The following is a 13,609-nucleotide window of genomic DNA, read 5'->3' as shown; positions in this document are numbered from 1 at the left end:
CCTCGAATTCTTATCGGCCGCCTAAGGCGTGGCGGCGCTTTGGTTCGGCATGTGATCCGGCAAGGCCACCATTTCAAGGATCAGCTTCTGCCGCAATGCTGCGACGAAGCTGTCCTTGTCCATGGCGCTCTTCACGAAGCTGCCCGGCCCGCCGATCACGCTCTCGTCGAAATACTCCTCCAGCCAGGGAAATTCGTCGAGGATGGCGAGGCCGTTGACGATGATTCCGCGCTTCGTCACCCGGTCGCGGGCATCGGCCGGATCGATCCCGCTGTTGGAAAAGCCGTTGGAAACCAGATCGATCACCTGCCGAGCCGCCTTGCCGCCATGATCGAACAGCTTAGCCGCCTCCAGAATCGCGCTGCCGATCGCCGTCGAGTCGCCCTGAAAGCCGCGGGGCAGGGCGTCGATCCGGTCGGCGAAGCGGCCAGCATCCTCCGGCTTGTCCAACGCCGTCCAGGGGATCAGCACCCGCAGGCTGTTCGGACCGGAATAGGCGGCCAGCGTCACCCGCGTCCCGGCAGAAGCCAGCGCGTCGGCCACCGCCGGATCGCGGAAGGCGGCGGCATGGCCCTGCAGCTGGAATTCCAGATCGCCGGTGGTGATGGAGGCGGAGCCGTCGAGCGCCAGCACCAGCGCCACCCCTGCCTTCTTCTCCGGCGTTTTCTGGGGCGGCGCGGCCAGCGCCTCGCCGCACAGCGCCAGCAGGAGGACCATCACGGCGATCACGGCACGCAGCATTCTTATCGGCACTCCACATCCTGCGCCAGTCCCCCTCACGCATTGGAAAGGGCATGGCGCACCACCTTCACCATCACGGACGGCAGGGCATGATCGCCCAGCCGGTCGACCGGCACCCAGGTGCCGTCGGCCTGCCGCCAGTCGGCCCCGGCCTGTGCCGCGACCACCTCAAGCTCCAGGTGAAAATGGGTGAATGTATGGCGGACCAGGCCGGGCAGCCGGCGCCAACGGGCGGGCAGGGGCTGCTGCGCCGCCACCGCCGCCTCGCCGGGCAGCTCCGGTCCCCAGGAGGTCGAGGGCACCTCCGCCATGCCGCCCAGCAGCCCCTCCTCCGCCCGGCGGCGCAGCAGGACGGCGCCGTCGGGGTTCAGCAGCCAATAGGCGACGCCGCGCCGGGTCGGCTTCTCCGCCTTGGCGGCCTTGCGCGGCAGGGTTTCGGCGATGCCGGCGGCGCGCGCCTCGCAATACTCCGCCCACGGGCACAGCATGCATTTCGGCTTGCGCGGGGTGCAGATGGTGGCGCCGAGGTCCATCATCGCCTGGGCATAGTCGCCTGGGCGGAACTCCGGCGTCAGGGTGGCGGCCAGCCGGCGTAAGCTCGGCTTGGCATTGGGCAGCGGCTCCTCCACCGCGAAGATGCGGGCGATCACCCGCTCGACATTGCCGTCCACCACGGTGGCCTTGCGGCCGAAGGCGATGGCGGTGATGGCGGCGGCGGTGTAGGTGCCAATGCCCGGCAGCTCCAGCAATTCCGACTCGTTGTCCGGGAACCGCCCGGCATGGTCATCCGCCACCACGCGGGCGCATTTGTGCAGGTTGCGCGCCCGCGCGTAGTAGCCGAGCCCGGCCCAGGCCACCAGCAGATCGTCCAGCGGCGCATCCGCCAGATCACGCACGGTCGGCCAGCGTTCGGTGAAATTGCGGAAATAGGGCGCCGCGGCGGGGACGGTCGTCTGCTGCAGCATGATCTCCGACAGCCAGACCCGGTAGGGGTCGGCGGTCTCGTCCGGCTTGGCGCGCCAGGGCAGGTCGCGGCGGTGGCGGTCGTACCAGGACAGCAGCCGCCGGGCGGCCTCGATGGAATCTGGAATCATGATGGGAAGAAATAGAGGGTTGGAAGCGTCTGGGGAAGGGAGCCGCGCCGGTGTCCGGTCACATGCTGGGCATCGGCCCACGCTTGCGCTAGGGTGCCGGCATCCCACATGACCCGGAACCGGTGCCTGAGCCGGGACCGCACAGGAGTGATCGCAGAGCATGACCGGACCGCGTCGCATCGGCCAATCCGTTCCGGAGGTCGCCGGCAAGGTGCTGGGCAAGCGCGGGCTTGCCTTCGGCGCGCTGATCACCGACTGGCCGTCCATCGTCGGCCACCAGCTGTCGCTGCGCACCGCCCCCGACAAGCTCAGCTTCCCCCGCGGCAAGCGGGAGGAGGCGACCCTGCACATCCGCGCCATGGGCGCCATCGCGCTGGAACTGCAGCATCTGGAACCGCAGATCATCGAGCGCATCAACAGCTTCTTCGGCTATCGCGCTGTGGCGAAGATCAGGCTGATCCACGCGGCCCTGCCGTCCACCCCGTCGCCTGTGGTGCGCCCGCGCGCCCTGACGATGGACGAGGAGATCGGGATCACCACCACCACCGCGGCCATCGAGGACGAGGAACTGCGCGCCACCCTGGAACGCTTCGGCCGCTCGCTGATGGCGCGGCCGAAACGGGCAGCGCGCTAGCCGGCCTGCTGGACGCGCCGGGGCCTCATTGTCTATACGTCAACATCTGGTAGGAACGAGGGCAAAGTGAACCGCAAAATTTTGGGACGCAGGTACTTCGGGCTGGCCGGCCTTCTGGCCATCGGCTTCACCGCCGCCTTCGGCACCGCCGTGACGGCTCCGTCGGCCGCCCAGGCCGCCGCCACCCTGCCGCCGGTGTCGGAGCTGATGGCCGACCGCGTCATGGGCGACCCCAAGGCGCCGGTGACGATCCTAGACTATTCGTCGATGACCTGCCCGCACTGCGCCCATTTCCACACCGACATCCTGCCGAAGATCAAGGAAGCCTACATCGACACCGGCAAGGTCAAGCTGATCTTCCGCGACTTCCCCTTCGATCAGGCGGCGTTGAGCGCCAGCATGCTGGCCCACTGCGCCCCGGCCGAGCGCTACTATCCGCTGACCGACGTGCTGTTCAAGAGCCAGTCGACCTGGAGCCGCGCCGCCGACCCGGCCAAGGCGCTGGCCCAGTACGGCAAGCTGGCCGGCATGAGCCAGGAGACCATCGACGCCTGCCTCGCCAACAAGGAGCTGGCCGACGCCATCCTGAACAGCCGCCTGACCGGCCAGAACCAGTACAAGGTCGAGGCCACCCCGACCTTCATCCTGAATGACGGCAAGGCCCGCATCGAAGGCGCCCAGTCGTTCGAGGAGTTCTCCAAGGCGATCGACAAGCTGTTGAAGTAAGCGCCTGAAAATTGCCCCCACCCTAACCCTCCCCCGCTCTCAGCGGACCTACGGTCCGCCTGCCGCGTCAGCACAAAGCGAAGCTTTGTGCGAGAGCTGGGCGGGGGAGGGGATAAGTGCTTGTTCGGTAAAGCAGCGGCAGTCCCTCCCCCGCCCAGCGGGGGAGGTTAGGTGGGGGCATTCGAAGCCGACACTTCATCAATCGAAGCCCGCACATCAAAGCCCAGTACACCAAAGGTTCTTTCCCAGTGCAGTTCACGCGTCTCCGCCTGTCGGGTTTCAAGTCTTTCGTCGATGCCACGGATCTGGTCATCGAACCCGGCATGACCGGCATCGTCGGTCCCAACGGCTGCGGCAAGTCCAATCTGGTCGAGGCGTTGCGCTGGGTGATGGGCGAGACCTCGGCCAAGCGCATGCGCGGCGACGATATGGACGACGTCATCTTCGGCGGCACCTCCAGCCGGCCGGCCCGCAATCTGGGCGAGGTGACGCTGGCGGTCGACAACCGGTCGCGCACCGCGCCGGCCGGCTTCAACGAGCATGACGAGCTGGAGATCACCCGCCGGATCGAGCGCGGCTCCGGATCCGACTACCGCATCAACGGCAAGCTGGTGCGCGCGCGCGACGTCCAGCTGCTGTTCGCCGACAATGCCTCGGGCGCCAGTTCCCCGGCGCTGGTCAGCCAGGGCAAGGTGGCGCAGATCATCTCCGCCAAACCGCAGGACCGCCGCGCCTTGCTGGAGGAGGCCGCCGGCATCACCGGCCTGCATTCCCGCCGGCACGAGGCCGAATTGAGGCTGAAGGCGGCGGAGGCCAACCTGACCCGCCTCGACGACGTGATCGGGGCGATGGATACCCAGCTGCAGAGCCTGAAGAAGCAGGCGCGGCAGGCCGCCCGCTACCGCAACCTGTCCGACCAGATCCGCAAGGCGGAGGCCGTGCTGTGGCACCTGCGCTGGCTCGCCGCGCAGGAGGAACGCGCCCGCGCCCACGCCGCCTTCGCCACTGCCGAGGCCGAAGTGCGCGACCGCATGCTGGCCGTCAACCAGCTGACCGCCCGCCGGACGGAGGCCGCGGCCGGCCTGCCCGACAAGCGGCAGGACGAGGCGCGGGCCGCTGCCGCCCTGCAACGGCTGGTGATCGCCCGCGAACAGCTCGACGCCGAGGAAAAGCGCGTCGCCGATCAGCAGCGCGCGCTGGAGGCCCGGCTGCGCCAGATCGCCGGCGATCTTGGCCGTGAGGAGGCACTGGCTGCCGACGCCGGCGAGGCGCTGGCCCGGCTGGTGGCCGAACGCGACCGCCTGATCGCGGCGCAGGCCGACGAGGAGATGCTGGAGGAAGCCGCCGCCGAGGCTCTGGCCGAGGCGCGTGAGCAGGTCGATGCCCTCGACCGCGAACTGACCCGCCTGACCGAAGCGGTCGCCACCGACGAGGCCCGCCGCGCCGCCACCCAACGTCAGGCCGCAGAGCTGGAAAGCCGCGCCGCCGGGCTCGCCAAGCGGCTGGCCGAGCAGCAGGCCCAGCGCGCCGCCCTGGAGGCGGAGATCGCCGCCCGCGCCGACCTGTCGGAGGCCGAGCTGGCCGTCGAACTGGCCGAGCAGCGGCTGGAACAGGCCCGCGACGCCGCCGAGGCCGCCGAACAGGCAAAGGCGGAGGCCGAGCCGGCGCAGTCCCGCGCCCGCGATGCGCTGTCCGCCGCCGATAGCGCCCGCGCCAAGCTGCGCGCCGAGGAACGGGCGTTGGCCGAACTGCTGGAGGCCGGGGCCGGTGGACAGTTTCCGCCGCTGGTCGATGCGGTGACGGTGTCCCCCGGCTATGAGGGGGCGCTCGCCGCCGCGCTCGGCGATGCGTTGACCGCTCCGCTCGACATGGCGGCACCGGTGCATTGGCGCATGCTGCCCGCCTATGACGCCGTGGCGCCGCTGCCGGCCGGTGCCGAGCCGCTGTCGAACCATGTGCAGGGACCGCCGGCCGCCGCCCGCGCTCTCGCCCATATCGGGGTGGTCGCCGATGCCGGGACCGGGGTGGCGCTGGCCGCGACCCTGGCGCCGGGGCAGGTGCTGGTCAGCCGCGACGGTGGAGCGTGGCGTTGGGACGGGTTGACCGTACAGGCCGGCGCCCCGACCGCCGCGGCCATCCGCTTGAAGCAGCGCAACCGGCTGGCCGAACTGCGCGGCGAACTGGAGCTTGCCGAGGAACAGGTCGAACTGGCGCACGAAGCGCTCGACGCCGCCAAGCTGGCGGTGGAGGCGGCGGCCCAGGCCGACCGCCGTGCCCGCGACGCCGTGCGTGAGGGCTTCGCCGCGCTGAACGCCGCCCGCGACCGCCACGCCAAGCTGGCGCGCGAGGCCGACGCCGCATCGTCCCGCCTCGCCTCCCTGGTGGAGGCGGTGGAGCGGCTCGCCGCCGACGAACGCGAAGCGGCCGCCCGCCGGGACGAGGCGCTGGAGCAGCTGGAGTCGCTGCCCGACCCGCGCGAAGGGCGGGAGCGGGTGAACGACCAGCGCGCCGCACTGGCCGAACGCCGCGCCGTTCTGGCCGAGCGGCAGAATGCGTTGGACCGCCTGACCCGCGAGGCGCAGGCGCGACGCCAGCGTCTGGCCGCCATCCAGTCGGAAACCGCCTCCTGGGACACCCGCTCGGCCGGGGCCGGCGGACGTGTGGCGGAGTTGCGTCAGCGCTCGCAAGAAGCGGAGGGCGAGATCGCCGCGCTGTCCGGCCGGCCGGCCGGGATCGCGGAGGAACGCCAGGAGCTTCTCGACCGCATCGCCCTGGCCGAGCGCCACCGCAAGCGAGCCGCCGACGCGCTGGCGGAGGCCGAGGCTCGGCTGGCCGGGACCGAGCAGGCCCTGCACGACGCCGAAGCGGCGCTGGCCGATGGCCGCGAAGCGCGCGCCCGTGCGGAGGCCGCGGTCTCGGCCGCCCAGCAGCAGGAACGCACCCTGACGGAGCGCATCGCCGAACGGCTGGACTGCCGGCCGGAGGACACGCGCGCCGCCGCCGACCTCGACCCCGCCGAACCGATGCCCGATGCGACGGCGGTGGAATCGCGGCTCGACAAGCTGACCCGCGAGCGCGAGAACATGGGGCCGGTCAATCTGCGCGCCGAGATCGAGGCGGAGGAGCTGGAAGCCCAGATCACCGGCCTGCATGGCGAGCGCGAGGACCTGACCGCCGCCATCGCCCGCCTGCGCCAGGGCATCTCCAGTTTGAACCGCGAGGCGCGCGAGCGTCTGATCGCCAGCTTCGACGTGGTGAACCGCGACTTCCAGGAGCTGTTCACCCGCCTGTTCGGCGGCGGCAAGGCCTATCTGGAACTGGTCAACGCCGAGGATCCGCTGAACGCCGGCCTGGAGATCTACGCCAGTCCGCCGGGCAAGAAGCTGCAGGTGCTCTCATTGTTGTCGGGCGGTGAGCAGGCGCTGACCGCGCTGTCGCTGCTGTTCGCCGTCTTCCGGTCGAACCCGGCGCCGATCTGCGTGCTGGACGAGGTCGATGCCCCGCTGGACGAGGCGAATGTCGGCCGCTTCTGCGATCTGGTGGAGGATATCGCGCGCCAGGGCGACACCCGCTTCCTCATCATCACCCATCACCGCCTGACCATGGCGCGGGTGGACCGCCTGTTCGGCGTGACGATGGTGGAGCGTGGCGTCTCGCAGCTGGTCAGCGTCGATCTCAGCCGCGCCGAGGAATTGCGCGGGGTGGCGTAAGACGCCTCGCCCCCTACCGCCTTGGAACGCGGTAGGGGGCGAGGGAGGCTGGTTACGCCGCGACCGTCATCCGGCCGTCGCGCGTGCGCATCAGCAGCCAGACCACCGAAACGCCCAGCAGCTTGGACGCGAAGCTGGCGGCCCAGACGCTTGGCTCCCAGACGCCCAACATGCCGAAGAAGATGGCGGTATCGACCGGCACCGACAGGGCGGCGCTGATCCACAGCCGGTCGCGCAACGGGCGGCGGGTGATGGTGAAGACCGCCCAGTCGATGATCTCCGACACGGCGAAGGCGACGACGCTGGCGGTGGCGACGAACGGATCGGTCAGCAGATAGGACAGCACGGTGCCGCCCAGCATGGCGGCGAGCGCCCAATGGCCGAAGCGCACCTGCACCATGTCGCGCAGGATGAAGATCAGGCCGGCCCAGCAGGACCAGACCAGATCCAGGTGCGGAAACAGGCTGAAGGCGTAGTTGATGGCAAGAATGCTGCCGATATAGGCGGCGAGCCAGAGCATGGCGATGTTCCTCCGAGAGCGGACCCGCGGCAATACGGGCGCTGATGACCGGAGCCGACCCCGCGTGAATGCGAGCGCCCCGAAACCGCTGTAGCTAACAGAACATCGCCATGGTGGGAAGGTGCCGCGTGCCCGCCGCCGTTACACCGGCCCTCACACTGGTTGGGCGTCGCTCTTCATCAGGGCGTAGGTGTAGCTGTCCACCAGCGCCTCCATCGAGGCCTCGATGATGTTGGTGGACACGCCCAGCGTCGACCATTCGTTGCCGTCGGTGCGGGCGCTGCGGATCAGCACGCGCGGCATGGCGCCGGTGCCGTCCTTGGCCGCCAGAATGCGGACGCGGTAGTCGGACAGGCTGACCTTGGCCAGTGCCGGATAGACCGGTTCCAGAGCCTTGCGCATGGCGACGTCCAGCGCATGCACCGGGCCGTTGCCGTCCGCCACCTCCAGCCGCACGGAATCGCCGACGCGCACGCGCACGACCGCTTCGGATTCCACCACCAGCTTGCCGACGGCGTTGTAGCGGCGCTCGTCGGTGACGTGGAAGCGCAGCAGTTCGAAGAAGTGCGGCACCTCGCCCAGCTCGCGCCGGACCAGCAGCTCGAAGCTGGCTTCCGCCGTGTCGTAGGCATAGCCGTCGCTGTCGCGCTGCTTCACCAGATCGAGCAGGCCGGCCAGCCGGTCGTCCTTGGAATCCACCGCCATGCCGATGTCGCGCAGCCGCACGATCAGGTTTGAGCGGCCGGCCTGATCCGACATGACGATCTGGCGGCGGTTGCCAATGGCTTCCGGCGCCACATGCTCGTAGGAGGACGGGTCCTTCTCCACCGCCGAGACGTGCAGCCCGCCCTTGTGCGCGAAGGCGCTGGCGCCGACGTAAGCGGCGTGGCGGTTGGGGGCGCGGTTCAGCCGGTCGTCGAAGGCGCGGCTCAACTGGGTCAGGAGATGCAGATCCTCGCGCCGGATGCCGGTCTCATAGCCCAGCTTCAGCATCAGCGTCGGGATCAGCGAGACGAGGTTGGCGTTGCCGCAGCGCTCGCCAAGACCGTTGATGGTGCCCTGGATCATGCGGGCGCCGGCCCGCACCGCCGCCAGCGAATTGGCGACGGCGTTCTCGGTGTCGTTGTGGCAGTGGATGCCGAGATTGTCGCCGGGGATGCCGTGCCTCTCCACCACCTCGCGGACGATGGCGTCGACCTCGTGCGGCAGGGTGCCGCCGTTGGTGTCGCACAGCACGATCCAGCGCGCCCCGGCGTCAAAGGCCGCCTTGATGCAGGACACCGCATAGGCCGGGTTGCGCTTGTAGCCGTCGAAGAAATGCTCCGCGTCGAACAGTGCCTCGCCCTTGGCGGCATGGAGGGCGGCGATGCTGTCGCGGATCAGGTCGAGATTTTCCTCGCGCGGGATGTTCAGCGCGACGTCGACATGGAAATCCCAGGTCTTGCCGACCATGCAGACCGCCTTGGCGCGCGACTGCGCCAGCGCCGTCAGCTGCGGGTCGTTGGCGGCGCTGCGGCCTGGGCGGCGGGTCATGCCGAAAGCGGTGAAGGTGGCGCGGGTCAGCTCCGGCGCCTCGGCGAAGAACTGGTCGTCGGTCGGGTTGGCGCCCGGCCAGCCGCCTTCGACATAGTCGATGCCCAGCCGGTCGAGGTCCTTGGCAATCGCGATCTTGTCGGCGACCGAGAAATCCACATCCTGGGTCTGCGCTCCATCGCGCAGCGTGGTGTCGTAGAGATAGATGCGCTCGCCCGTCATCGCCGCCTGACCTGTAAAGACATGGGGATCGGCAGTGTTTTGCCGCCCTGTGGAAAGCCGGGAGAATGGACGATGCGACGTATATCCTCAACCGTTTTGACAAGAAACTTGCGGAAAGCGGAGCTTTGCCGCAACGGAAGGGAATAGGAAGGGGAACGGGAATGGAAATGGGGCGGCCGATCAGGCGCTGCGCACCTGTCCGATGAAGCGCTCCACCTCCGCCGAAAGCCGGTCGGCGTCGGCCGACAGCGTCTGCGCCGCGCCCAGCACGTCATGGGCCGCGGTGCCGGTATCGTCGGCGGCCTGACGCACCACCACGATGTTGGAGGAAATCTCCTCCGTTCCCACGGCGGCCTGCTGGACGTTGCGGGCGATCTCGCGCGCGGCGGCGTCCTGCTGGTCGATGGCGGCGGCGACGGCTGCTGCGATGCGGTTGATGTCGTCGATTGTCCGGCCGATCTCGGCGATGGCGTCCACCGCTTCGCCGGTCACGCTCTGCATGGTGCCGATCTGGCTGGCGATCTCCTCGGTCGCCTTGGCGGTCTGGTTGGCGAGATTCTTCACCTCCCCGGCGACCACCGCAAAGCCCTTGCCGGCCTCTCCGGCCCGTGCCGCCTCGATGGTGGCGTTCAGCGCCAGCAGGTTGGTCTGGGCGGCGATGGCGTTGATCAGCTGCACGACATCGCCGATCGCCTTGGCGTGGTCGGCCAGTTGGCGGATGGTGGCGTCGGTGCTGCCGGCCCGTTCGGCGGCGCGGCGGGCGACGTCGGCCGTCTCGCCGACCTGCCGGGTGATCTCGCCGATGGAGGCGGCCATTTCCTCTGCCGAGGCGGCGACGGTCTGCACGTTGGCGGAGGTCTGTTCGCTGGCGCCCGCGACCGCCGCGGCCTGCGACCGGCTCTGCTCCGCCAGGGACGACAGGGAGCGCGCGCTGGCGGTCAGCTGTCCGGCGGCACCGCCGACCTGGGTGACCACGCCCCGCACCGCCTGTTCGAACCGGTCGGCCAGTTCGGCCATCATCCGGCGGCGTTCGGCCTCCATGCCCTGCTTCAGCCGCTCCTGCTCGGCCTCGATCCGCTGCTTTTCGATGGCGTTGTCCTTGAACACGGCGACGGCGCGGGCCATCCGGCCGATCTCGTCGCCGCGGTCGGTGGCGGGGACCGTCACCGTCACGTCGCCGCCGGCCAGCCGGGCCATGGCGGCGGTCATCGCCGTCACCGGCGAGATCACCCGGCTGAGGACGATGGCGATCCCCGCCGCCAGCAGCAGTGCCGCCGCGCCGACCAGCAGCCAGGAATTGCGGCGCTCGTCCTCGTAGGAGTTCTGGGAGTCGGCGAACTCGTTGCCGGCGACGCGGACCTGCAGGTCGATCAGGCCGCTGACATGCTCAGTCACCGGGTCGATGGTCGGATAGAGGTCGCGGGCGACGAACGTGTCCAGCCCCGCCTTGTCCTGCTTGTCGAGGATGCGCAGCAGCGTGGCGACGCCGGTGTCGGCCCGCTCCATCGCCGCCCGCGTTTCCGCCACCATCCGGGATTCCTCCGCCGTCAGCGAGGTGGAGGTGTAGGCCTGCCAGCGCTCCCGCACCGTCGCCATGGCCTTGCGCACGGAGGCGGCGCCGTCGGTCCAGGGCATGGCCCCGCCGCGGACCTTGTGGGAACTGTCGACGATCATCACCGCATAGGCGTCGGAAACGATCTTCAGGTCGCGCAGCGGCACCACCCGGTCCTCATAGACCGACTTCATCCGTTCGTTGGCGGTCTCCAGCGTGGTGATGCCGGTGAACGCCTCGAAGCCCAGCATCAGGCCGAGCGCCGCCAGAACCCCCACCAGAATCGTGCGCAACGACATTGCCATTCCCCACTCCCGCTGTCGCATAACTGCAACATTTTCAGCGGGTATGCATCGGAAATATTGCTTTAGGCAATAGGGGACGTTGCCGCATACAACGATGGTAGGGTTCGGGGGCGCTCCTTTTGGCGGGCTGACCCTTCAGCGCGCGAACAGGCGGTAGAGGGCGGAATGGTCCAGCCCGCCGTCGCCCTGTTCGACCAGCATCTCGAACAGCTCCAGCGACAGGCCGAGAGTCGGCAGGTCGATGCCGGACTGCTGAGCCAGCTCCTCCGCCTGCCGCAGGTCCTTGACCTGGGTGGTGACGCGGCCGCCGGGGGTGAAGTCGCCGCTGACCATACGGCCGCCATGCAGGTCTAGGATGCGGGATTCGGCGAAGCCGCCGCGGATGGCGTCGCGCACCTTGGCCGGATCGGCGCCGGCCGCCTTGGCGAGCGCCAGCGCCTCCGCCACCGCGCCGATGGTCAGGGCGACGATGACCTGATTGGCGGACTTGGCGATCTGGCCGGCGCCGCTGGCCCCGACATGGGTGATGCGGCGGCCCATCGCCTGCAGCACCGGCAGGGCGCGGGCGAAGGCGGTCTCCGACCCGCCGGCCATGATGGTCAGGATTGCCCCCTCCGCCGCCACCGTGCCGCCGGAGACCGGGGCGTCCAGCCATTCGGCCCCGGCGGCGGCGACACGTTCCGCCAACGCGCGGGTGGCGGCGACGGCGGTGGTGCCCATGTCGATCACCAGATGGCCGGGGCGCAGGACCGGCAGCAGCGCCTCGGCCACCGTTTGCACGGCCGCGGTGTCGGTCAGCATCAGGACGATGGTCCCGGCCTGCCCGGCGACGGCGGCGGGGCCGGTGGCGGCGATCATGCCTTCCGCCGCCATCTCGGCGACCGGGCCGGGACTGCGGCTGGTCACCACCAACTCCGCGCCGGCACGGGCGAGCGCACGGGCCATCGGCTTGCCCATCAGGCCGAGCCCGATGAAGCCGACGCGCTGGCCGGCGAGGTCGGGGCGGAGGGTCTCTTCGGTCATGTCGGAGCTTTCGGAAAAGATTGGAAGACGGTCACAGGCGCATGTGGCGGGCGCGGGCGCCGCGTTCGATGGCGGCGGCGCACAGCCGGTCGACACCCAGCCGGTGGCGGATCAGTTCCAGCATCCGCAACTCCTCCTGCGAGGCCTTGGGATCGGCGGCGGCGATGTCGCAGGCCACCGCATAGGCGGTCTCGCGCAGCTTCGACGGCAGCGCCTGCTCGACGATGGTCAGCACCGTGTCCAGCCCGTCGTTGTCGGACAGCATGGCGGTGCATTCGCGCGTCGCGGCCATCACCTGATCGCCGCTGTAATCCTTGAAGATCGGCAGGTAGCGCACATTCTCGCCGATGGCTTCCAGTTCAGGGTCGGTCATGTCGCCGTCGCAGGCGGACACCAGGACCATGACGTAGATGAGCGCGCTGTGGTGGTCGATCATGGCGTCGGTCGGCTTTCTCATGAGGCGGTCTCCCCTGGGGAGTGGTCGCAAGTCGGGTCGGCAATCTCGAACGCCGCCTGCGCGGCGTCAAGGGTGCCATGCCGGAAGTGGAGGGTTCGGCTTCTCGACGCGACGGTTGGCGTTGCCTATTGTCGCGCACCATGAACGTCGTCCTCAATGTCGCATTTCCCGTATTCGCCATCATTCTGGCCGGCTTCCTGTCCGGGAAGTCGAAGCTGCTCGGTGCCGCCTCGTCGGAGGCGCTGAACAAGTTCGTCTATTGGATGGCGCTGCCGCCGGTGCTGTTCCTGGGCACGGCGCGGCGGTCGATCCCGGAAATCTTCAACGGTCCCTTCATTGGCGCCTTCCTGGGGTCGATGCTGCTGGTCTATGCGCTGGGTGCGCTCATCGGCCGGCTGCTGTACCGGGAACGCACGCAGATCCAGTGCATGCAGGGGCTGAATTCGGCCTTCTCCAACACCGGCTACATGGGTATCCCGCTGTTCCTGGCCGCCTTCGGCCCGGACCACCTTGCCCCCACCATCCTGGCGACCGTGATCATGAGCGCCATCATGGTCGGTATCGCCGTGATCTGGATGGAGTTCGCCAACAGCCATGGCAGCGGGCTGGGCAAGGCCCTGCGCGACGTCGGCCGGGCGCTGGCGAAGAACCCGCTGATCCTGTCCACCGCCGCCGGCCTCGCCTGGTCGGCGCTGCTGCCCGGCGTGGCGGTGCCCAAGCCGATCGCCACCTTCTGCGAACTGATGGGCTCCCCCGCCGGCCCCTGCGCGCTGTTCGCCATCGGCCTGTTCCTGGCCTCGCAACGGCTGACCGCCGGGCTGGCGGAGGCGGGATGGATCAGTGCGCTGAAGCTGCTGGTCCATCCGGCGCTGGCCTGGATGCTGACGCAGACCCTGTTCCCGATGGACCCCTTCTGGACCGGTAGCGCGGTGATCCTGGCGGCCTTGCCGACCGGCGCGCTCACCTTCGTGGTGGCGAGCCAGTACCAGACCTATGTGGAACGCACCTCGTCGGCGATCCTGGTGTCCACGGTGCTGAGCGTGGTGACGCTGTCGGCGCTGCTGGCGGTTTATGCGCCTGGGGGGTGAGGAA

At 69.4% G+C, this 13,609-nt stretch carries 11 protein-coding genes; 4 read left to right on the top strand and 7 right to left on the bottom strand.

The window, feature by feature from the left end:
- Nucleotides 1–21: 21 nt before the first annotated feature.
- Nucleotides 22–741 carry a DUF1194 domain-containing protein gene (locus tag FZ938_RS14125; protein ID WP_149199129.1) on the bottom strand — a complete coding sequence of 240 codons (720 nt, stop codon included), beginning with the start codon at nt 739–741 and terminating at the stop codon, nt 22–24.
- A 35-nt stretch (nt 742–776) separates the two neighbouring features.
- A complete protein-coding gene (mutY, locus tag FZ938_RS14120; RefSeq protein ID WP_149199128.1) occupies nt 777–1,835 on the bottom strand; it encodes an A/G-specific adenine glycosylase in 1,059 nt (352 codons plus the stop codon).
- A 160-nt stretch (nt 1,836–1,995) separates the two neighbouring features.
- Here mutY and FZ938_RS14115 point away from each other — a divergent pair, with 160 nt between their 5' ends.
- The 3 genes from FZ938_RS14115 (at nt 1,996) to smc (ending at nt 6,905) form a co-directional block, all read left to right on the top strand.
- The gene (locus tag FZ938_RS14115; protein WP_149199127.1) at nt 1,996–2,469 is read left to right on the top strand and encodes a DUF721 domain-containing protein; all 474 of its coding nucleotides are present in this window, start codon (nt 1,996–1,998) and stop codon (nt 2,467–2,469) included.
- A gap of 66 nt (nt 2,470–2,535) precedes the next feature.
- On the top strand, nt 2,536–3,195 hold the full coding sequence (locus FZ938_RS14110) for a DsbA family protein (protein ID WP_149199126.1): 660 nt from the start codon (nt 2,536–2,538) through the stop codon (nt 3,193–3,195).
- Nucleotides 3,196–3,443: 248 nt separating this feature from the next.
- Complete coding sequence (gene smc / locus FZ938_RS14105) at nt 3,444–6,905, top strand: chromosome segregation protein SMC (protein WP_149199125.1); 3,462 nt, start codon at nt 3,444–3,446, stop codon at nt 6,903–6,905.
- 52 nt (nt 6,906–6,957) lie between these two features.
- On the opposite strand, the gene FZ938_RS14100 is transcribed toward smc, so the two are convergent.
- From FZ938_RS14100 to FZ938_RS14080, 5 genes are all read right to left on the bottom strand, one after another.
- Complete coding sequence (locus tag FZ938_RS14100) at nt 6,958–7,425, bottom strand: preQ0 transporter (RefSeq protein WP_149199124.1); 468 nt, start codon at nt 7,423–7,425, stop codon at nt 6,958–6,960.
- 153 nt (nt 7,426–7,578) lie between these two features.
- A complete protein-coding gene (gene cimA / locus FZ938_RS14095; RefSeq protein WP_149199123.1) occupies nt 7,579–9,180 on the bottom strand; it encodes a citramalate synthase in 1,602 nt (533 codons plus the stop codon).
- A gap of 180 nt (nt 9,181–9,360) precedes the next feature.
- Nucleotides 9,361–11,037, bottom strand: coding sequence for a methyl-accepting chemotaxis protein (locus tag FZ938_RS14090; RefSeq protein ID WP_174757025.1), 1,677 nt, complete (start codon nt 11,035–11,037; stop codon nt 9,361–9,363).
- 135 nt (nt 11,038–11,172) lie between these two features.
- Nucleotides 11,173–12,060 (bottom strand): NAD(P)-dependent oxidoreductase, encoded by an 888-nt coding sequence (locus FZ938_RS14085; RefSeq protein ID WP_149199121.1) that lies wholly within the window; start codon nt 12,058–12,060, stop codon nt 11,173–11,175.
- 31 nt (nt 12,061–12,091) lie between these two features.
- The gene (locus tag FZ938_RS14080) at nt 12,092–12,517 is read right to left on the bottom strand and encodes a tellurite resistance TerB family protein (RefSeq protein WP_149199120.1); all 426 of its coding nucleotides are present in this window, start codon (nt 12,515–12,517) and stop codon (nt 12,092–12,094) included.
- Nucleotides 12,518–12,657: 140 nt separating this feature from the next.
- Between FZ938_RS14080 and FZ938_RS14075 the strand changes: the two genes are divergently transcribed.
- Nucleotides 12,658–13,605 (top strand): AEC family transporter, encoded by a 948-nt coding sequence (locus FZ938_RS14075; protein ID WP_149199363.1) that lies wholly within the window; start codon nt 12,658–12,660, stop codon nt 13,603–13,605.
- The last annotated feature ends 4 nt before the right edge of the window (nt 13,606–13,609 follow it).

This window comes from Azospirillum oryzae (assembly GCF_008364795.1).
GTDB classification, from domain to species: Bacteria; Pseudomonadota; Alphaproteobacteria; order Azospirillales; family Azospirillaceae; genus Azospirillum; species Azospirillum oryzae.
This window is presented reverse-complemented; position numbering and strand designations above follow the sequence as displayed.

Bases quoted from the DNA above. Each gene is read 5' to 3' on its own strand.
- FZ938_RS14125 (WP_149199129.1), bottom strand. From the start codon at position 741: ATGCTGCGTGCCGTGATCGCCGTGATGGTCCTCCTGCTGGCGCTGTGC.
- mutY (WP_149199128.1), bottom strand. From the start codon at position 1,835: ATGATTCCAGATTCCATCGAGGCCGCCCGGCGGCTGCTGTCCTGGTAC.
- FZ938_RS14115 (WP_149199127.1), top strand. From the start codon at position 1,996: ATGACCGGACCGCGTCGCATCGGCCAATCCGTTCCGGAGGTCGCCGGC.
- FZ938_RS14100 (WP_149199124.1), bottom strand. From the start codon at position 7,425: ATGCTCTGGCTCGCCGCCTATATCGGCAGCATTCTTGCCATCAACTAC.
- cimA (WP_149199123.1), bottom strand. From the start codon at position 9,180: ATGACGGGCGAGCGCATCTATCTCTACGACACCACGCTGCGCGATGGA.
- FZ938_RS14090 (WP_174757025.1), bottom strand. From the start codon at position 11,037: ATGGCAATGTCGTTGCGCACGATTCTGGTGGGGGTTCTGGCGGCGCTC.
- FZ938_RS14085 (WP_149199121.1), bottom strand. From the start codon at position 12,060: ATGACCGAAGAGACCCTCCGCCCCGACCTCGCCGGCCAGCGCGTCGGC.
- FZ938_RS14080 (WP_149199120.1), bottom strand. From the start codon at position 12,517: ATGAGAAAGCCGACCGACGCCATGATCGACCACCACAGCGCGCTCATC.
- FZ938_RS14075 (WP_149199363.1), top strand. From the start codon at position 12,658: ATGAACGTCGTCCTCAATGTCGCATTTCCCGTATTCGCCATCATTCTG.